Source organism: Saccharopolyspora mangrovi, assembly GCF_035320975.1.
Classification (GTDB): domain Bacteria; phylum Actinomycetota; class Actinomycetes; order Mycobacteriales; family Pseudonocardiaceae; genus Saccharopolyspora; species Saccharopolyspora mangrovi.
In genome coordinates this window covers 39,108-57,434 of record NZ_JAWLNX010000003.1, presented here as the reverse complement: position 1 = coordinate 57,434, position 18,327 = coordinate 39,108, and the positions used below count along the sequence as shown (strand labels likewise).

16 protein-coding genes and 3 tRNA genes are annotated in these 18,327 nt (G+C 69.7%); 6 read left to right on the top strand and 13 right to left on the bottom strand.

Annotated features, from left to right (window positions below; all coding sequences use genetic code 11):
- The first annotated feature begins 58 nt into the window (after nucleotides 1-58).
- Nucleotides 59-700, top strand: a complete 642-nt coding sequence (locus tag R4I43_RS05160) for a pyridoxamine 5'-phosphate oxidase family protein (protein WP_324264354.1) — start codon at nucleotides 59-61, stop codon at nucleotides 698-700.
- A 5-nt stretch (nucleotides 701-705) separates the two neighbouring features.
- On the opposite strand, the gene R4I43_RS05155 is transcribed toward R4I43_RS05160, so the two are convergent.
- From R4I43_RS05155 to R4I43_RS05140, 4 genes are all read right to left on the bottom strand, one after another.
- A complete protein-coding gene (locus tag R4I43_RS05155) occupies nucleotides 706-1,143 on the bottom strand; it encodes a cysteine dioxygenase (RefSeq protein ID WP_324264353.1) in 438 nt (145 codons plus the stop codon).
- A 439-nt stretch (nucleotides 1,144-1,582) separates the two neighbouring features.
- Entirely contained in the window at nucleotides 1,583-2,689 is a 1,107-nt protein-coding gene (locus R4I43_RS05150; protein WP_324264352.1) for a cystathionine gamma-lyase, read from the bottom strand.
- A gap of 46 nt (nucleotides 2,690-2,735) precedes the next feature.
- Nucleotides 2,736-3,743, bottom strand: coding sequence for an NAD(P)H-dependent glycerol-3-phosphate dehydrogenase (locus tag R4I43_RS05145; protein WP_324264351.1), 1,008 nt, complete (start codon nucleotides 3,741-3,743; stop codon nucleotides 2,736-2,738).
- Complete coding sequence (locus tag R4I43_RS05140) at nucleotides 3,730-4,506, bottom strand: lysophospholipid acyltransferase family protein (RefSeq protein ID WP_324264350.1); 777 nt, start codon at nucleotides 4,504-4,506, stop codon at nucleotides 3,730-3,732. The genes R4I43_RS05145 and R4I43_RS05140 overlap by 14 nt, the downstream gene beginning before the upstream one ends.
- Nucleotides 4,507-4,628: 122 nt before the next feature.
- Between R4I43_RS05140 and cofC the strand changes: the two genes are divergently transcribed.
- The 3 genes from cofC (at nucleotide 4,629) to R4I43_RS05125 (ending at nucleotide 8,730) form a co-directional block, all read left to right on the top strand.
- Nucleotides 4,629-5,273: a 2-phospho-L-lactate guanylyltransferase gene (gene cofC, locus R4I43_RS05135; protein WP_324264349.1), complete on the top strand. Its 645-nt coding sequence runs from the start codon at nucleotides 4,629-4,631 to the stop codon at nucleotides 5,271-5,273.
- Between the two features lie 197 nt (nucleotides 5,274-5,470).
- Nucleotides 5,471-7,729, top strand: coding sequence for an RNA degradosome polyphosphate kinase (locus tag R4I43_RS05130; RefSeq protein ID WP_324264348.1), 2,259 nt, complete (start codon nucleotides 5,471-5,473; stop codon nucleotides 7,727-7,729).
- 35 nt (nucleotides 7,730-7,764) lie between these two features.
- Entirely contained in the window at nucleotides 7,765-8,730 is a 966-nt protein-coding gene (locus R4I43_RS05125) for an NUDIX hydrolase (RefSeq protein WP_324264347.1), read from the top strand.
- 270 nt (nucleotides 8,731-9,000) lie between these two features.
- On the opposite strand, the gene R4I43_RS05120 is transcribed toward R4I43_RS05125, so the two are convergent.
- The 3 genes from R4I43_RS05120 to leuC form a co-directional block, all read right to left on the bottom strand.
- A complete protein-coding gene (locus R4I43_RS05120) occupies nucleotides 9,001-9,678 on the bottom strand; it encodes an HU family DNA-binding protein (protein ID WP_324264346.1) in 678 nt (225 codons plus the stop codon).
- A gap of 232 nt (nucleotides 9,679-9,910) precedes the next feature.
- Nucleotides 9,911-10,513 carry a 3-isopropylmalate dehydratase small subunit gene (leuD, locus tag R4I43_RS05115; protein WP_324264345.1) on the bottom strand — a complete coding sequence of 201 codons (603 nt, stop codon included), beginning with the start codon at nucleotides 10,511-10,513 and terminating at the stop codon, nucleotides 9,911-9,913.
- Nucleotides 10,514-10,540: 27 nt separating this feature from the next.
- Nucleotides 10,541-11,944, bottom strand: a complete 1,404-nt coding sequence (gene leuC / locus R4I43_RS05110) for a 3-isopropylmalate dehydratase large subunit (protein ID WP_324264344.1) — start codon at nucleotides 11,942-11,944, stop codon at nucleotides 10,541-10,543.
- A gap of 89 nt (nucleotides 11,945-12,033) precedes the next feature.
- Between leuC and R4I43_RS05105 the strand changes: the two genes are divergently transcribed.
- Nucleotides 12,034-12,735 carry an IclR family transcriptional regulator gene (locus tag R4I43_RS05105; protein WP_324264343.1) on the top strand — a complete coding sequence of 234 codons (702 nt, stop codon included), beginning with the start codon at nucleotides 12,034-12,036 and terminating at the stop codon, nucleotides 12,733-12,735.
- Nucleotides 12,736-12,798: 63 nt separating this feature from the next.
- Here R4I43_RS05105 and R4I43_RS05100 read toward each other — a convergent pair.
- From R4I43_RS05100 to gltX, 5 genes are all read right to left on the bottom strand, one after another.
- A tRNA-Glu gene (locus tag R4I43_RS05100) sits at nucleotides 12,799-12,871 on the bottom strand.
- Between the two features lie 411 nt (nucleotides 12,872-13,282).
- A tRNA-Glu gene (locus R4I43_RS05095) sits at nucleotides 13,283-13,355 on the bottom strand.
- Nucleotides 13,356-13,386: 31 nt separating this feature from the next.
- Nucleotides 13,387-13,458, bottom strand: a tRNA-Gln gene (locus R4I43_RS05090).
- Between the two features lie 156 nt (nucleotides 13,459-13,614).
- Nucleotides 13,615-14,382: an HAD family hydrolase gene (locus tag R4I43_RS05085; protein WP_324264342.1), complete on the bottom strand. Its 768-nt coding sequence runs from the start codon at nucleotides 14,380-14,382 to the stop codon at nucleotides 13,615-13,617.
- Nucleotides 14,383-14,589: 207 nt separating this feature from the next.
- Nucleotides 14,590-16,095 (bottom strand): glutamate--tRNA ligase, encoded by a 1,506-nt coding sequence (gene gltX / locus R4I43_RS05080; RefSeq protein WP_324264341.1) that lies wholly within the window; start codon nucleotides 16,093-16,095, stop codon nucleotides 14,590-14,592.
- 95 nt (nucleotides 16,096-16,190) lie between these two features.
- Between gltX and R4I43_RS05075 the strand changes: the two genes are divergently transcribed.
- Nucleotides 16,191-17,420 carry an FAD-dependent oxidoreductase gene (locus tag R4I43_RS05075; RefSeq protein WP_324264340.1) on the top strand — a complete coding sequence of 410 codons (1,230 nt, stop codon included), beginning with the start codon at nucleotides 16,191-16,193 and terminating at the stop codon, nucleotides 17,418-17,420.
- Between the two features lie 97 nt (nucleotides 17,421-17,517).
- On the opposite strand, the gene R4I43_RS05070 is transcribed toward R4I43_RS05075, so the two are convergent.
- The gene (locus tag R4I43_RS05070; RefSeq protein ID WP_324264339.1) at nucleotides 17,518-18,300 is read right to left on the bottom strand and encodes a fumarylacetoacetate hydrolase family protein; all 783 of its coding nucleotides are present in this window, start codon (nucleotides 18,298-18,300) and stop codon (nucleotides 17,518-17,520) included.
- Nucleotides 18,301-18,327: the final 27 nt, after the last annotated feature.

The window sequence follows — 18,327 nt, the reverse complement described above, 5'->3', positions numbered from 1 at the left end:
CGAAATTCTCCCTGATTGGCACTTCGATGATGCCACTTCTGCGGGTGATGCTGGCGACGTGACTTCGCAGCTCTCCCCCACCGAACGGTCCACCATCCGCCGGGGCGCCCACCGGGCGCGCACCGACCGCACCGACCTGCGCGCGACGCTCGACGCCGGTCTGGTCTGCCACCTCGCCGTGGTGGTCGACGGTTCGCCGCGCGTGCTGCCCACCGGCTACGGACGTCGCGGCGACACGCTCTACCTGCACGGATCGACCGGTGCGCGGAGCCTCCGGGAAGCCAACGAGGTGTGCGTGTCGGTGACGATCGTGGACGGCGTCGTCTACTCCCGGTCGATGATGCACCACTCCATCAACTACCGGTCGGCGGTGATCCACGGGCGGATCCGGCGCGTCGAGGACGCCGACGAGCGCTGGGAAGGCCTGCGGGTGATCACCGAGCAGCTCGCGCCGGGATCGTGGGACTACGCGCGCCAGCCCAGCAAGAAGGAGCTCGCCGCCACCGCCGTCCTCGCGCTGGACCTCACCGAGGCGTCGGTGAAGATCCGCAGCGGCGACCCCGGCGACGACGCCGAGGACGTCGAGGCGAACGAGGCCTGGGCCGGGGTCCTGCCGCTGCGCCAGACCTGGGGCGAACCCGTCCCGTCGTCCGACCTGATCGCGGAACTGCCCGTGCCGGAGCACGTTCTGCGGCGTTGAGCCGATCAGCCCCGGATCGTGCGGTTGGCGCGCTGCGGGCGGTAGACGTGGATCGTCACCGCCGGGTCGGCGCTGAGGTTGCTGACCTGGTGGGCGTAGTTCGGTCCGAAGACCCGGGACTGGCCGGTGGTCAGCGCGTGCAGCACCTCGGAGTTGCCGGGCCGGGCGACCCGTTCGGTCAGGTTCCCCTGCACCACGGTGAAAGCGCCGGTGGCGCCGCCGTGGTCGTGCAGGTCGGTGTGCTGGCCGGGCAGCCAGCTCAGCAGCCACGCCTCGTAGGCGTCAGTGCGGGCGAGCAGCCCGGCCCAGCGCTCATCGGCGTCGTAGCGCAGCAGGTGCGCCCAGGATTCGCGGTCGGCGGCGAACTCGCGGGCGATGCGGGCCGGGTGCGCGATGCTCAGGTCGGCGGGCGCGGCAACGGTGTTGGGCGGAACGGCGAACACGGTGGAAGTCCTTCGAAGATCGTGAACGAACCCCGGGGCGCAGGCGCGCTAGGACGCCGCGGTCAACCCGGGAAGTGGATGAGATCGATCAACACGAAGAACACGAACAGAGCGCGCTGGCGACGCGGTGCAGGTCGATGTGACCCCGTCGGCCGGTGAACTCGCGCTTCAACACGCCACGTACTGAACCAGCCCCTCGCCCCGCCGTCAACCAGATCCCACCTCCGCCCCCACAACCCGCGACCCACTTCACACCCGTCAGGGTGAGGGTGGCCCGATAACGCCGGTATTCCGCCACCCGATTACGCCGGTATTCCGTCGAAGCACCCGGATTGCCGCCGTAATCAGGACTCCGATTACCGGAGTAATCCGTCCCACCCGCGCCCGAGGTGAGGGTGCGGGTGGGACTGGAGTGGTTCGACGAGGTAATGCGAGGGGGTCAGGAGAGGGCTTGGAGGACGTCTTGGACGAGGTCCTCGGGGTTTTCGCAGCCTGCTGAGAAGCGGACGAAGCCCTCGGGAACCGGGTCGCCCCACTGGGCTCGGCGATCAGCGGTGGAGTGCAGACCGCCGAAGCTCGTGGCGGCGACGACCAGGCGGGACTTGGCGAGGAAGGACTGCACCGCGTCGGCGTCGGCGAGTTCGAAGCGGAACACCCCGCCGAAGCGGCGCATCTGCTCGCGCGCCAAGGCGTGCGACGGGTCCTGCGCCCAGCCCGGCCAGCGCAGACCGCTCACGGCCGGGTGCTCGGAGAGGGCTTCGACGAGGGCGGCGGCGTTCTCGGCCTGCCGCGACAGGCGCAGGTCGAGGGTTCCCATGCTGCGGTGCGCCAGCCACGTCTCGAACGGGCCGGGGATCGCCCCGGACAGGGAACGCGCGCGCAGCAGGCGGTTCGCGAGCTCCTCGTCGCGCACCGACACGTGCCCCAGCAGGATGTCGCTGTGCCCGGACAGGGCCTTGGTGTCGCTGGCGATGACGATGTCGGCGCCGAGCTCCAGCGGTCGCTGCCCCAGCGGGGTCGCGGTGGTGTTGTCGACGGCCAGCAGCGCGCCTGCGGCGTGGGCGCGCTCGGCCAGCGCCGCGATGTCGCAGACGTCCCCGCCCGGGTTGGACGGGGTTTCCAGCAGCACCAGCCGCGCACCGGCGAAGACGTCGTCGGTCCACGGGCCGGGCGTGGGGATCTCCCGCACGTCCAGGTCGAGCTCGGCCAGCTCGTCGGTGACGAACTGGCGCGAGGCGTAGTAACCGTCCGAGGGCAGCACCAGCTTGTCGCCGACCTTCAGCACCGAGCGCAGCAGCGTGCTGATCGCCGCCATGCCCGAGGGCAGCAGCACGCAGTGCCCGCCGTCGAGCTCGCCGATCGCCGATTCCAGCGCGCGCCAGGTGGGATTGCCCGCGCGACCGTAGAAATCACCGCTCGGCCCGGTCTCGCCGAGGTGGTACGGCGCGGCGAACACCGGCCCCGGCAGCAGCGGCGCGCCCGCCTCGGGCTCCGGGTGCCCGCCGTGCACCACGCGCGTTCCGTCGCCGAAATCCCCAAGATCCACTTTGGTCACTCCTGCACTCGCGATCGACGCGAGTGCGGCGACCGGTTCATTCGGCCTTGCGCTCGCGTCCCAGCAACTCCGCCGTGGCCGGCCCCGGCTCCAGCCCCTCGTGGCACACCCGGTGCACCACGTCGGTGATGGGCATCTCCACGCCGTGCCGGTCTGCCAGCTGGCGGATCGACGAGCAGGATTTCACGCCCTCCGAGACCTGCCCGTGGGCAGCCTCCTGCGCCTGGGCGAGCGTCTCCCCCCTGCCCAGCCGCTCGCCGAAGGTCCGGTTGCGCGACAGCGGCGACGAGCAGGTCGCCACCAGGTCGCCCAGACCCGCCAGCCCGGCGAAGGTCATCTGGTCGGCGCCCAGCGCGACGCCCAGCCGCGCCGTCTCCGCCAGACCCCGCGTGATCAGCGACGACATCGTGTTGTGCCCGAAACCGAGGCCCGCCGCGATGCCGCAAGCCAGGGCGATGACGTTCTTGCAGGCACCGGAGATCTCGATGCCCACCATGTCGGTGTTGGTGTAGGGCCGGAAGTACGACGTGAAGCAGGCCTTCTGCAGCGCCACCGCGCGTTCCTCGTCGGGGCAGGCCACGACGGTCGCGGTGGGCTGGCCCGCGGCGATCTCCTTGGCGAGGTTGGGTCCGGACACGACCGCGACCCGCTCCATCGGCACGTCGGCGACCTCGGCGACGACCTGGCTCATCCGCTTGAGGGTGCTCAGCTCCACGCCCTTGGCCAGGCTCACCAGAGTCGTGTCCGCGGGCAGCAGCGGCTGCCAACCCGCGAGGTTCTCGCGCAGCGTCTGGCTGGGCACCGCCAGCACCACGAACTCGGCGGCGTGCACCGCCTCGGCGGCGTCGTCGGTGGCGCGCAGCCGCTCGGGCAGTTCGACGCCGGGCAGGTAGGAGTCGTTGCAACGGGTTTCGTTGATCTCCTGCGCCACCTGCGGACGCCGCGCCCACAGGGCGACGTCGTTGCCCGCGTCGGCGAGCACCTTCGCGAACGTGGTCCCCCAGGACCCAGCGCCCAGCACCGCGATCCGCTCAGGCTGCCCCATCGGTCCCCTTGTTCTTCCGCGCGGACGAGTAGAACTCGGTGGGCGGCTGCTCCTCGCGGATCTCGCCGAGCAGTTCCCGGACCCGCGTCATGGCCAGGGTCGTGACCTCGCGGATCGTCTCCACGTCGGGGTCGGCGCCGCGGTAGGCCGACAGGTCCAGCGGCTCGCCGAAGACGTAGTTCACGGTCTTGCGAGGGAAGGGCCGGAACTTCTTGTTGTAGTGGTCGTAGATCTCGCGGGTGCCGTAGCGGGCCGCGGGGATGACCGGGACGTCGTTGGCCAGCGCGAGCCGCGCGACGCCGACCTTCGGCGTCATCGGCCAGCCGTCGGGGTCCTTGGTGATGGTGCCGTCCGGGTAGATCACCAGGACCTTGCCGCGCTCCAGGCCCGAGTGCGCGGCGCGCAGGCTCTTCTGGGCGTCGGCCGTGCCCCGGTAGACCGGGATCTGATCGACGCCGACCAGCACGTTCTTGAGCACCGGCACGTTCCACAGGCTGTTCTTGGCCATGAACCGGGGAACCCGGGCGGCGCGGTGAACGGTGACCGCGTCGAAGACCGGGTCGAGGTGGGAGACGTGGTTGAGCACGATCAGCGCACCACCCTCGGCCGGGATGTTGTGCGCCCCGCGCACTCGGACGCGCGCGAGCAGGTGGGTCAGCGGGTAGAACACCCAGCGGGCCAGGCCCAACCAGAAGATGCCCATCCCGTGTGCCTTCTCGCTGGTCTGCCTCCGCTGGCGTCGGAGGTTTCTCGGTTCCGCCACGGCCACTCCTCCAAGTCTCGAGCGCCCGTCAAATTACCCGGCCCGGCCCCCGGCCTCGTCAACCAGGCGGCAGTTGGCAAGCCCTCCACCGCACCGGGGGGCGTTGACGCAAGATGGACCCCGTGACCACCGAGAACACGCCCGTCACCACCGGGGTCCACCTGCTGGTGCCGCTCAAGCCCCTGGCCCGCGCCAAGTCCCGGCTGCTGGCCGGGCGCGGTTCCGCAGGGCACTTCGAGCTGGTCACCGCGATGGCGCTGGACACCGTCGCCGCCGCCCGCCGCGCCCGCGGCGTCGCCGGTGTCGTGGTGGTCTCCTCCGATCCAGCGCTGACCGAGGCCTTCACCGGGCTCGGCGTCGAGGTCCTGCCCGACGATCCCGCCGACGGCCTCAACGCCGCGCTGCGGCACGGCGACGAGGTGCTGCGCGCCCGAGGGGTGTTCCGCGTCGGCGCGCTGCAGGCCGACCTGCCCGCCCTGCGCTCCGGGGAGCTGGGCTGGGCGCTGCGCGCGGCGGGAACCGACCGCTCGTTCTGCCCCGACCACTCCGGCGAGGGCACGACGCTGCTGCTCGCCGAACCCGACCGCCCGCTGGACCCGCAGTTCGGTCCCGGCTCGGCCTCCGCGCACTCCGAGTCGGGTGCGAAAACCCTGCTCGGCCCGTGGGAGTCGCTGCGCCGCGACGTCGACATCGAAGCCGACCTGACCTCGGCGAAGGCCACCGGCCTCGGCCCGCGCACCGCCGCGCGGCTGGATCGAGGCCGGTGAGCGGAAAGTTCCCACGCACCCGTGACGTGGAGGTCCCCCCTCCTCGCGCCCCGGCTCGCCCGGATCTCCCCATCACCGGCGCGGGTGGCAGGAAAGTTCCCTTCGCACGTCACGAAGGGTCGGTTGTGCTCAGACGAACATCAAGCGAACGGCCACGACGGTCGATCTGAAACGGTTTCTTGAGTGACAATGGCGCGGTGAGCACGAACAGCAGCGACCGGTCGCCGAAGCGGCCCGCCAAGCGCACCTCGTCCAACGGCAAGGCCGCGAGCCGCGCGCCGCGTCCTGCTCGCCGCACCAGCAGCAACGGCAAGACGACCGAGCCCCTGCCCGCGGCCAACAGCGGTGCGCGGGTGCCGTCTGCGCCGCCGGCGGTGACCAGGGCGGCGGCCAGCACGGACCTGCCGGAGGACCGCTACCTCAACCGGGAGCTGTCCTGGCTGGACTTCAACGCGCGCGTGCTCGCCTTCGCCGAGGACCAGTCGCAGCCGGTCCTGGAGCGGGCGAAGTTCATGGCGATCTTCGCGTCCAACCTGGACGAGTTCTACATGGTGCGCGTCGCCGGGCTGAAGCGCCGCGAGGAGACCGGGCTGTCGGTGCGCAGCGCCGACGGGCTCACCCCGCACGAGCAGCTGGTGCGCATAGCCGCGCGCAACCAGGACCTGATGGAGAAGCTCGGGCGGGTCTTCGTCGACGAGCTGCTGCCCGAGCTCGACGCCAGCGGCATCCGCATCCTGGACTGGGACGAGCTCGGCGCTGACGACCAGGACAAGCTCACCCGCTACTTCGAGGACCACATCTTCCCGGTCCTCACCCCGCTGGCGGTCGACCCCGCGCACCCGTTCCCCTACATCTCCGGGCTTTCGCTGAACCTCGCGGTGACGGTGACCGACCCGGACGCCGGGCTGCGCCGCTTCGCGCGCGTGAAGGTCCCCGACAACGTGCCGCGGCTGATCCGGGTGGAGGCCGACCGCGAGAACGAGCTGGCCACCTTCCTGCCGCTGGAAGAGCTCATCGCCGCGCACCTGAGCAAGCTGTTCCCGGGCATGCGGGTCTCCGAGCACCACATCTTCCGCGTCACCCGCAACGCCGACCTGGAGGTCGAGGAGGACCGCGACGAAGACCTGCTGCAGGCGATGGAGCGGGAACTGGCGCGGCGCCGGTTCGGCCCGCCGGTGCGGCTGGAAGTCACCGACACCATGAGCGAGAACATGCTCGAGCTCCTGCTGCGCGAGCTGGAGGTCGACCAGCACGACGTGGTGGAGGTCAAGGGACTGCTGGACCTGTCCTGCCTGTTCCAGCTCGACAAGCTGCAGCGCCCCGACCTGAAGAACGCGCCGTTCGTGCCCGCCACGCACCCGGCCTTCGCCGAGGGGCAGACGCCCAAGAGCATCTTCTCCACGCTGCGCGAGGGCGACGTGCTGGTGCACCACCCCTACGACTCGTTCTCCACCTCGGTGCAGCGGTTCATCGAGCAGGCCGCGGCCGATCCGCACGTGCTGGCCATCAAGCAGACCCTGTACCGCACCTCGGGTGACTCGCCGATCGTCAACGCGCTCATCGACGCGGCCGAAGCCGGCAAGCAGGTCGTGGCGCTGGTGGAGCTCAAGGCGCGGTTCGACGAGCAGGCCAACATCCAGTGGGCGCGCACCCTGGAACGCTCGGGCGTGCACGTCGTCTACGGCCTGGTCGGGCTCAAGACGCACTGCAAGACCTCGCTCGTGGTGCGCCAGGAGGGGTCGACGATCCGCCGCTACTGCCACCTGGGCACCGGCAACTACAACCCCAAGACCGCCCGGATGTACGAGGACCTGGGCCTGCTGACGGCCTCCCCGGAGATCGGCGCCGACCTCACCGACCTGTTCAACGTGCTCACCGGCTACGCCCGGCACGGCGACTACCGGCGGATCCTGGTGTCCCCGCAGGGCATCCGCAACGGGATCGTGGAGCGGGTGGAGGCCGAGATCGAGCGCGCCCGGGAAGGTTTGAGCTGCGGCGTCCGGATGAAGGTGAACTCGCTGGTCGACGAGCAGATCATCGACGCCCTCTACCGCGCCTCGCTGGCCGGTGTTCCGGTGCAGGTCGTGGTGCGCGGCATCTGCGCGCTCAAGGCGGGCGTGGAGGGGCTCAGCGAGAACATCGAGGTCCGGTCGATCCTGGGGCGTTTCCTGGAGCACTCGCGGGTGTTCCACTTCGTCGGCATCGACGAGCACTGGCTGGGCAGCGCGGACATGATGCACCGCAACCTGGACCGCCGCATCGAAACCCAGGTCAGCGTCACCGACCCGAAGCTGACCGCGCAGCTGGACGCGATGATGGACTCCGCGCTGCACCCGTCGACCCGCTGCTGGGTGCTCAACGCCAAGGGAGACTGGGAAGCCTCCCCGCGCAGCGGCGAACAGGTCCGAGACCACCAAACGGAGATGCTCTCGGGCCACGGCGCGAAGGTCTCGTAGGTAAACCGTTCACAGGCTTGTTGAGGAAGTAGAGCGTGACCGAAGACATCCCGGTTGCCGAGGCGGTGGAGGTTCCGGCCCTCGTGCGCGCGGCGGGGACCTTGCTGTGGCGGCCGAGCCCGCAGGGGCCCGAGGTGGTGCTGGTGCACCGGCCCCGCTACGACGATTGGTCGCTGCCCAAGGGAAAGCTCGACCCGGGAGAGCTCGCGGCGCACGCGGCGGCCCGCGAGGTCGTCGAGGAGACGGGCTTCGAGGCGACGCTCACCCGCCCCCTCGCGCAGGTGAGCTACTCGGTCCCGAGGCGCACGGGCGGGTTGGCGCCGAAGGTCGTGTACTACTTCTCCGCGCGCCTGCGCGGTGGCGAGTTCGCGCCCAACGACGAAGTGGACGAACTCCGCTGGCTCCCGCTGAAGGAGGCGCGTGCGGAGTTGAGCTATCCGCACGATGCGCGAGTGCTCGACGCATTCGACGAGTCCCGCTCCGAAACCGCAACCGTATTGCTGGTTCGGCACGCAAAAGCGGGCAAGCGATCCGAATGGTCCGGAGATGACGCTCTTCGTCCGCTCAGCGAAGCGGGCCGGGAACAACGCGACGCATTGCATTCACTGTTGCCGTTGTTCGCACCTTCCCGGATCTATTCCGCCCCGCGCGTGCGCTGCGAACAAACCGTGGCCCCGGTGGCGCGTGATGGCGGGATCGACGTCCTGAGCGAACCGCTGTTCTCCGAGGAGGTCTATTCCGCCGATCCGTCCGCGGGCGTGCGCGCTCTGCTGGAGGTGGCCGCGGAGGGCGGCACGAGCGTGGTGTGCAGCCAGGGCGGCGTCATCCCGGATCTGGTGACGCGGCTGGCCGATTCGGCCGGGCTGGAGCTGGACGAGGTGGCCTCGCGCAAGGGCAGCGTGTGGACGCTGGCCTTCCGCCCAGGTGAGCCCGCGGACGGCGGGCAGGCGCCGGACCCGGTCCTCGCGGCGGCCGACTACCTTCCGGATCCGCTGGCCTGACCGCGAAGAACCCCTGCCGGGCGCTGATCGCGCCGCACGGCGCCGCCGCGGGCGCGTCCGCCGCAGGGGACCGGCCGACCTGATTCCGCCGCTCAGCGAGCTTCTGAGCCCTCATGAGCGGGGGTGGCCGGGGAGAAAGCGACCCGCCGCGTGTGCTGCGGCGGGTTCTCGCGTTTCCCAAACGCTTTGAGCGGGCGGCGGCACGCCCCCGAAATGGGGGCTATGCCGCCGCCCGCTCGGTCCACTGGAGCTCGCAATCGAGGCGAGCGATCACTTCTTGGTGGACTTGCGCGTCGTCGTGGCCTTCTTGGTGGCCGGGCGAGTGGTCTTCGCGGTCGACTTCGGCGCCGCCTTGGTCGAGGCCTTGGCGGTGCTGGCCCGCTTGGTGGTCGAGGCCTTCGCCGGGGCCGCCTTGGCCGTGCTGGCCTTGGTCGTGGCCCGCTTCGGCGCCGCCTTGGCGGTGCTCGCCTTGGTGGGCTTCGCGGTGGAACCCTTGGCGGTCGAAGCCTTGGCGGTGGAGGCCTTGGCCGTGGTGCGGGTGGCGGTCTTGGTGGCCGCGGCACGCGAGGTGGTGGCCTTGCGAGCGGTGGTGGTCTTGCTCGCCGAGGCGGTGCGCGTGGTCACGCCGCGCGTGGTGGCCGCCTTGCCGGAGGTGGTCGCGCGCGGAAGCTTCCGCTGGCCGCCCACGACTTCCTTGAACTGGGTGCCGGCGCGGAACGCGGGAACGTTGGTCTTCTTGACCTTCACGCTCTCACCGGTGCGCGGGTTGCGAGCGACGCGAGCCGCGCGGGCGCGCTTCTCGAAAACGCCAAAACCGGTGATGTTGACCTTCTCGCCTTTGTTGACGTTGCGAACGATGATGTCGACGACGTCTTCAACGGCCTGGCTGGCGGTCTTCTTGTCTCCGAGGCGTTCTGCCAGAGCCTCGATCAGTTGGGCCTTGTTCACTTCAGTCCCTCCCAGGACACAACAACGGCCCCGTTGGGCCGACTCAATGTCAACGGTAAAGCCCCGGAACAACAAATGCCATTCGCCACGCCCCATTTTTTCCTTGGGGCGCGGGCATTCGAGTCCGGGCAACGGGGTCCGAGCAGCGCTGGGAGCAACTCTGAAGTTGTCCCGATCGGGACGGATTTTTCCTGCTGTGAAAGGAAAAACCCGTCCCGACCGGGGGTTCGCCTCAGCCCTTGCGGGCGGGCAGGGTGGCGGGTTTGAAACTTTGGCGTCCGCGCTCAAAAGTGTCGATCGTCTCGGCGTGGCGCAGCGTCAAACCGATGTCGTCGAGGCCTTCCAGCAGCCGCCAGCGGGTGTAGTCGTCGATGCTGAAGGGCACGGTGAGGTCCTTGGCGTGCACGGTGAGTTCCTGGAGATCCACCGTGACAGCGGTGCCCGGCTCGTTCTCCAGCAGCTTCCAGAGCAGCTCCACATCGGACTGCTCGCACTGGGCGGCCAGCAGGCCCTGCTTGCCCGAATTGCCGCGGAAGATGTCGGCGAAACGGCTGGAGATGACCACGCGGAAGCCGTAGTCCTTGAGCGCCCACACCGCGTGCTCGCGGGAGGACCCGGTGCCGAAGTCGGGCCCGGCCACCAGCACGCTGCCGGACGAGAAGGGTTCCTGATTGAGGATGAAGTCCTCGTCACCGCGCCAGGCGGCGAACAGGGCGTCCTCGAAGCCGGTGCGGGAGACCCGCTTGAGGTACACGGCCGGGATGATCTGGTCGGTGTCCACGTTGGACCGGCGCAGCGGGACGCCGATCCCGGTGTGCGTCTTGAACGGTTCCATCGTTGATGCTCCTGGTGGTGGGGATGCTCAGTCGAGGTCTTCGGGCGAGGAGAGGGTGCCCCGCACGGCCGTGGCGGCGGCCACCAGCGGGGAAACCAGGTGGGTTCGGCCGCCCTTGCCCTGCCTGCCCTCGAAGTTGCGGTTGGAGGTCGAGGCGCTGCGCTCGCCCGGGGTCAGCTGGTCCGGGTTCATGCCCAGGCACATCGAACAACCGGCCGAACGCCATTCCGCTCCGGCGGCGGTGAAAACCTCGTGGAGCCCTTCGCTCTCGGCCTGCAGCCGCACCTTCATCGAGCCGGGCACCACGAGCATCCGGGTTCCTTCGGCGACCTTGCGGCCCCTGATGACGTCCGCGGCGGCCCGCAGGTCTTCGAGGCGGCCGTTGGTGCAGGAGCCCAGGAAGACCGTGTCGACGTCGACCTCGCGCAGCGGCATGCCCGGGGTCAAGCCCATGTAGGCCAACGCCTTTTCGGCGGCGAAGCGCTCGCCCTCGTCGACGATGGTCTCCGGGTCCGGCACGTTCTCACCCAGCGGCAGGCCCTGGCCGGGGTTGGTGCCCCAGGTGACGAACGGGGTGAGTTCGTCGGCGTTGAGGGTGACTTCCGCGTCGAAGGTGGCGTCGTCGTCGGTGCGCAGCGTCTTCCAGTACTCGACGGCGGCGTCCCACTCGTCGCCCTGGGGGGCGTGCGGGCGGCCCTGGAGGTACTCGAAAGTCGTTTCGTCGGGCGCGATCATGCCCGCGCGCGCACCGGCCTCGATTGACATGTTGCAGATGGTCATGCGGGCTTCCATCGACAGCTGCCGCACGGCCTCGCCGCGGTATTCCAGCACGTAGCCCTGACCGCCGCCGGTGCCGATCTTGGCGATGACCGCGAGGATGACGTCCTTGCTCGTCACGCCGGGGCGCAGCGAGCCCTCGATGTTGATGGCCATCGTCTTGAACGGCCTCAGCGGCAGCGTCTGGGTGGCCAGCACGTGCTCCACCTCGGAGGTGCCGATGCCGAAGGCCAGCGCGCCGAACGCGCCGTGGGTGGAGGTGTGGCTGTCACCGCAGACGACCGTCGTCCCGGGCTGGGTGAGGCCGAGCTGCGGGCCGACGACGTGCACGATGCCCTGCTCGGCATCGCCCATCGGGTGCAGCCGGATGCCGAACTCCGCGCAGTTCTTGCGCAGCGTTTCGACTTGGGTCCGCGACACCGGGTCGGCGATCGGCAGGTCGAGGCCGACGGTGGGGACGTTGTGGTCTTCGGTGGCGATCGTCAGGTCGGGGCGCCGCACTTCGCGGCCGGCCAGCCGGAGCCCTTCGAACGCCTGCGGGCTGGTGACTTCGTGCACCAGGTGGAGATCGATGTAGAGCAGGTCGGGCTCGTGCCCCTCACCTTGGCGCACGATGTGCGCGTCCCACACCTTCTCCGCGAGCGTTTTTCCCATCACTGCTCCCAGTCGAGCGCGCCGAGACCCGAGGAAGGGTCTCTCCCACAGAGTGGACTTCCCAGATGCCGGGAAGTTAGTATCGGTACGTGGGACAGCATAGCGGCATCGGAGTGTTGGACAAGGCAGTGGCCGTTCTGCAGGCGGTGGCTCAGGAGCCGTGCGGCCTGGCGGAACTGTGCGGCCGCACGGGGTTGCCCAGGGCGACCGCGCATCGGCTGGCGGTGGGTCTGGAGACGCATCGCCTGCTGCGCCGCGGGTCGGATGGCCGGTGGCGTCCTGGCGCGGCGCTGGCGGAGCTGGCCGGCGGTGCGGTGGATCCGCTGCTGGAGGCGGCGTCCACGGTGCTGCCCAAACTCCGGGATGTCACGGGTGAGAGCGTTCAACTGTACCGCCGGGACGGCATGCAGCGCTTGTGCATTTCGACGGCGGAGCCGCCGAGCGGTTTGCGCGACACGGTCCCGGTGGGCACGGCGTTGTCGATGACGGCGGGGTCGGGCGCGAAGGTCTTGGCGGCGTGGGCGGATCCGGCGACGCAGCGCGCGGTGCTGTCGGAGGCCGTGTTCGGGGAGCGGACTCTGCTGGAGGTGCGCCGCAGGGGTTGGGCTCAGAGCGTCGCGGAGCGGGAGGCGGGCGTGGCGAGCGTGTCAGCTCCGGTGCGGGACACGCAGGGCCAGGTGGTGGCGGCCATCTCGGTCTCGGGCCCGATCGACCGGATGGGCCGGAGGCCGGGCGCGAGGTGGGCCGCCGACCTGCTGGCAGCAGCAGAAGGCCTGCAGAACAGGCTGTAGGAGCTGCGGGAGAGGCTGAAGACGAGCGAAGGGCCCCGGATGACTCCGGGGCCCTTCGCGTTGTAGTCCCGACGGGATTTGAACCCGCGCTACCGCCTTGAGAGGGCGGCGTCCTAGGCCGCTAGACGACGGGACCGCGCAACGGGGACAACAATACAACACCCGAAAACCCCCGCGAACAACCCCCCACCCCAACCCCACAACCAGCAAAAACAACACGAGAGTGACCCAAACAACAAACAAGAAGAACAAAGGCCAAAGAACAAAGAAGCCAGCAGAACAAGAGCAAAGAAAAGACCCCAAAGCCCCAACCAAGCGAAGCGAAGGCGAAACCCCAAAGCCCAACCAAGCCGAGCCAAGCGAAGCGAAGGCGAACACACCCAAGCAGCCAGCTGGTCGGAAACCAGGCCGGGAACAAGCCCCAGAGCGAGGAGCCCTCCCCAAGCGACCACCGCACCGTGGGGGGCATGGGGGGTTCGACCCCCCAATACAATGACGAAGGAGGCGAGGCCTGCGCTTTTCCGCAGGCACACGCCTCCTACCTCTGTAGTCCCGACGGGATTTGAACCCGCGCTACCGCCTTGAGAGGGCGGCGTCCTAGGCCGCTAGACGACGGGACCGCGTTGAGAGATCACCGGGGTGATCTGCTCGCTGGGGTACCAGGACTCGAACCTAGACTAACTGAACCAGAATCAGTCGTGCTGCCGATTACACCATACCCCACGGTGCTGGACGGGCAGTTGTCACGAATTCCGATCTCCGCTGTGGAGTTCGGCTTCCGGACTTCTGTCCGCCGCGTTGGTGAATATATTAGACCACCCGTGGAGGGCCGTTTCGAGCACCCCCCACTTTTGGCGTTATCGCAGGTGGCGCGCCGGTTCAGGGGGCGTGGCCGACGAGGTCGGCGAGGTGGGGTGCGGCGATCTCGGTGACGAGGAGTTCGGGGAGTTCGCCGAGCCCGGTGATGGTGGGGACGACGTCTTCGGCGAAGGCGCGCGGTGCGGGGATCTGATCGCGGTTGAGCCAGATGCCGAGGAGTCCGGCGCGGGTGGCGCCTTGGGCGTCGGTGGTGAGCCGGTCGCCGACGTGGGCGACTTCGTGGGGTTGGAGTCCGAGGCGTTGGCAGGCGGTGTGGAAGATCCGCGGATCGGGTTTGGCGACGCCGGTTTCGCCGGAGATGACGACGGTGTCGAAGGCGTCGGCGAGTCCGACGGCGGCGAGCTTCTTGCGCTGGTAGTCGCCGGGGGCGTTGGTGACGACGGCGAGGCGGAGGCCGGTGGCGCGCATCCAGTCGAGGCTGTGGGCGACGTCGTCGAAGAGTCCCCAGGCGCGTTGCATGGCGGCCATGCGCTGGTTTTCGCGGCGCTGCGCCTCGGCGTGGTCGATGTGCTCGCCGAAGGCGGCGAAGAAGGCGCGGGTGCGTTCGACGCACATGACGTCGAAGGGCAGCTGGCCGCTGACGAATCGCCCGTAGTACCGGTCGGTGGTGCGTTGCCACACCGGCCACGCCCGGTCGGTGCCGAGCAGCTCTCTGAGGGAGCTGCGCGCCGCGCTCTGGCTGTCGATCAAGGTGTCGTCGATGTCGAGGCAGACGGCCTTGATCTGGGCGGGATTGCGGGGATTCGATTCGTCAGCCGCGGATGTCACTCCGAGAGGCTAGGCGCTCACCGACCGCGTTCGACTCTGCCAACCTAGTGAAGTCTGCTGTGGGTCTGGAAACACTGTGCAACCGAGGTCGGGTTCGGTGCCGTCCTAGCAGTTGGGCTCCAACGGGTGCGGGGCGGTCCCCGCTGGTGCGCCTACAGCGCCGCCGCGCCGCTCCGGTGAGCGTCGCGGCGGCGCGTGCGGTGTTGCTCAGAGGGCCTTGCGGAGCCTGGCCAGCGAGACGTCGCGGCCGAGGAGTTCCATCGACTCGTACAGCGGCGGCGAGACGGTGCGGCCGGTGATGGCCACGCGAACCGGGGCGAAGGCCTTGCGCGGTTTGATGCCCAGGCCGTCGACGACGGAGACCTTGAGGGCCTCTTCGATGGCGGCGGTGGTCCACTCCGGGAGCGCTTCGAGCGAGCTGATGGCGGCCTGCAGCACGGGCTGGGCGTCGTCGCCGAGGGCCTTCTGGGCGGCGGCTTCTTCGGGCTGGAAGTCGTCGCCGGCGAACAGGAAGCCCATCATGCCGACGGCGTCGGAGAGCACGATGAGCCGTTCCTGCACGAGCGGCGCCGCGGCGCGCACGGTTTCCAGCTGCGACTCGGTGGGCTGCTCGGGCAGCACCCCGCCTCCGACGAGGTAGGGCACGATGCGCTCGACGAAGTCGTCGGGGGCCAGGGCGCGCAGGTGCGCGGAGTTGATGGCGTCGGCCTTCTTCTGGTCGAAGCGGGCCGGGTTGGAGCTGACCCGGGAGATGTCGAAGGCTTCGACCATCTCGTCGAGGGTGAACACGTCGCGGTCATCGGCGATCGACCAGCCCAGCAGCGCGAGGTAGTTGAGCAGGCCTTCGGGCAGGAAGCCGCGGTCGCGGTGGTGGAAGAGGTTGGACTGCGGGTCCCGCTTGGACAGCTTCTTGTTGCCCTCGCCCATGACGAACGGCAGGTGGCCGAACTCGGGCGTGAAGTCGGTGACGCCGACGCGCTGGAGCGCCTCGTAGAGGGCGATCTGGCGCGGCGTGGACGACAGCAGGTCTTCGCCGCGCAGCACGTGGGTGATCTGCATGAGCGCGTCGTCGACGGGGTTGGTGAGGGTGTAGAGCGGGTCGCCGTTGCCGCGCACCAGCACCGGGTCGGGGACGCTGCCCGCCGGGAAGGTGATCTCGCCGCGCACCAGGTCGGTGAAGGTGATGTCGCGGGCAGGCATCTTCAGCCGCAGCACCGGCTTGCGACCTTCGGCCCGGTAGGCCTCGCGCTGCTCGTCGGTGAGGTCGCGGTCGAGGTTGTCGTAGCCGAGCTTGGGGTCGCGTCCGGCGGCCTTGTGGCGGGCTTCGACCTCTTCGGGGCTGGAGTAGGACTCGTAGAGCTCACCGGCGGCCAGCAGGCGCTGGGCGATGTCGGCGTAGATGTCGCGCCGTTCGCTCTGCCGGTAGGGGCCGTGGTCGCCGCCGACCTCGGGGCCTTCGTCCCAGTCGAGGCCCAGCCAGCGCAGCGCGTCGAGCAGCGCCTGGTAGGACTCCTCGCTGTCCCGGGCGGCGTCGGTGTCCTCGATGCGGAACACCAGCTTGCCCTTGTTGTGCCGGGCGAACGCCCAGTTGTAGAGGGCGGTGCGGATCAGGCCGACGTGCGGGATTCCGGTCGGCGACGGGCAGAACCGGGCGCGGACCGACCGGCCTGCCTCTTCCTTGGCTGCGTCTTTGCTGGCTTCTGGCGTGCTCATAACGGATTCAGCGTAGCCAGGCGCTTGACGGTCGCACCCGGTAGGTGCATGCTGAGTTTATTCAACACGCGTTGAAAACCTTGGAGGGGATCGCGATGGAGCGCACCACCTGCTGCGTCGTCGGCGGCGGACCCGCCGGCATGGTGCTCGGACTGCTGCTGGCCCGGGCAGGCGTCGAGGTCACGGTCCTGGAGAAGCACGGCGACTTCCTGCGCGACTTCCGCGGTGACACGGTGCACCCCACGACCCTGCAGCTGCTCGACGACCTCGGCCTGGCGGACCGCTTCGCCCAGCTCCCGCAGAGCCGGATCACGCGGATCCAGCTGCCGCTCGGACCGGACGGGAAGTTGTTCACGATGGGCGACTTCGGGCTGCTGCGGGTCAAGTACAACTACGTCGCGATGGTTCCGCAGTGGGACCTGCTGGACATGCTCGCCGAGGAGGGCAAGTCCGAACCGGCCTTCACGCTGCGGATGAACACCGAGGCCACCGAGCTGATCCGGGAGGGCGGCCGGGTCCGCGGCGTGCGCTACCGCACCGAAGCCGGGCAGACCGGCGAGCTGCGCGCCGACATCACCGTGGCCTGCGACGGCCGCAAGTCCTTCGTGCGCGACCTGCCGGAGCTGGGGCTGCGCGACTTCCCCACGCCGATGGACGTCCGCTGGTTCCGGCTGCCGCGGCAGGAGGGTGACCCGGACGGGCTGGTCGGGATGCTGCGCAGGCGCGCGTTCCAGGTGCTCATCGACCGGCGTGACTACTTCCAGGTCGCCTCGATCATCCACAAGGGCACCGACCACGAGGGCCGGTCCGAGCCGATCGAGAACTTCAACGCGCAGCTCAGGCAGGAGATCCCGTGGCTGGGCGACCGCGAGCTGGTGCGCTCGTGGGACGACGTGAAGCTGCTGCACGTGACGCTGGACCGGCTGCGCAAGTGGCACGTGCCGGGACTGCTGTGCATCGGCGACGCCGCGCACGCGATGTCACCGGTCGGCGGCATCGGCATCAACCTCGCGGTCCAGGACGCGGTCGCGGCGGCCCGCCACCTCGCCCGCCCGCTGAGCGAACGACGCCTGCGCCGCAGGCACGTGGCGGCGATCCAGTGGCGGCGCTGGCCCACCACGGTGCTCATCCAGGGCTTCCAGCGGCTGATCCACGACAACGTGGTCGGCCCGGCGCTGCGCGGTGAGATCGACCTCGGCGACTCGGCGCGGCTGCCGCTGCCGATCCGCGCGGTCAGCCGCCTGCCGTTCCTGCGCCGCATCCCGCCGTACCTGCTGGCCTACGGCGCGGTGCGGGAACGCCCGCCGCGCGAGGCCCTGCGGTAGCCACTGAGAGGCAGCGGCCGGTTCCGGTGCGGGTCGACCGGACGGATCGGACGCGAAAGGCGGGCAATCCCGTCGAGAACTGCCCGCCTCCGCACGCTCAGGCGTTCTGGACGGGGTTGGTCAGGGCCCCGAGGCCGTCGATGGAGACGGTGACCTTCTGGCCGTCGGTCATCGGACCGACGCCGGCCGGGGTGCCGGTGAGGATGACGTCGCCGGGCAGCAGCGTCATGATCCGCGAAACCCACGAGACCAGGCCGCCGATGCCGTGCACCAGCTGCGAGGTGCGGCCGTCCTGCTGGACCTCGCCGTCCAGGTCGGTGCGGATCGCCAGGTCCGACGGGTCGATCTCGGTGTCGATCCACGGCCCCAGCGGGCAGAACGTGTCGTAGCCCTTGGCGCGCGTCCACTGCCCGTCGGCCTTCTGCTGGTCGCGGGCGGTGACGTCGTTGGCGATCGTGTAGCCCAGCAGCACCTCGGTGCCGCGCGCCTCCGGGACGTCCTTGCAGGGCTGGCCGATGATCGCGGCCAGCTCGCCCTCGAAGTCCACCCGCTCGGAGTTCGACGGCAGCTTGATCGGCGCGTTCGGGCCGATCACCGACGTCGAGGGCTTCATGAAGATCAGCGGGTTCTCCGGCGCCTCGGAGCCCATCTCACGCGCGTGCTCGGCGTAGTTCTTGCCGACGCAGATCACCTTGCTCGGCAGGATCGGCGCGAGCAGCCGCACGTCGGCCATCGGCCACTTGCGACCGGTGTAGGTGGGCGTGCCGAACGGGTGCTGGTCGATCTCGACCGCGACGATCTTCTCCCGAGGCGCGGCCGGATCCGGCTCCAACGCCACGAACGACACCCCGTCAGAGTGGGCGACACGAGCCAACCGCAAGACGAACCTCCGCAATGAAATCTGCTG

What these genes read in the sequence shown, in the direction of transcription:
- R4I43_RS05145 (WP_324264351.1), bottom strand. Translation starts at nt 3,743, where the DNA reads ATGGGGCAGCCTGAGCGGATCGCGGTGCTGGGCGCTGGGTCCTGGGGG.
- leuD (WP_324264345.1), bottom strand. Translation starts at nt 10,513, where the DNA reads ATGGAACCGTTCAAGACGCACACCGGGATCGGCGTCCCGCTGCGCCGG.
- leuC (WP_324264344.1), bottom strand. Translation starts at nt 11,944, where the DNA reads ATGGGAAAAACGCTCGCGGAGAAGGTGTGGGACGCGCACATCGTGCGC.
- gltX (WP_324264341.1), bottom strand. Translation starts at nt 16,095, where the DNA reads ATGAGCACGCCAGAAGCCAGCAAAGACGCAGCCAAGGAAGAGGCAGGC.
- R4I43_RS05075 (WP_324264340.1), top strand. Translation starts at nt 16,191, where the DNA reads ATGGAGCGCACCACCTGCTGCGTCGTCGGCGGCGGACCCGCCGGCATG.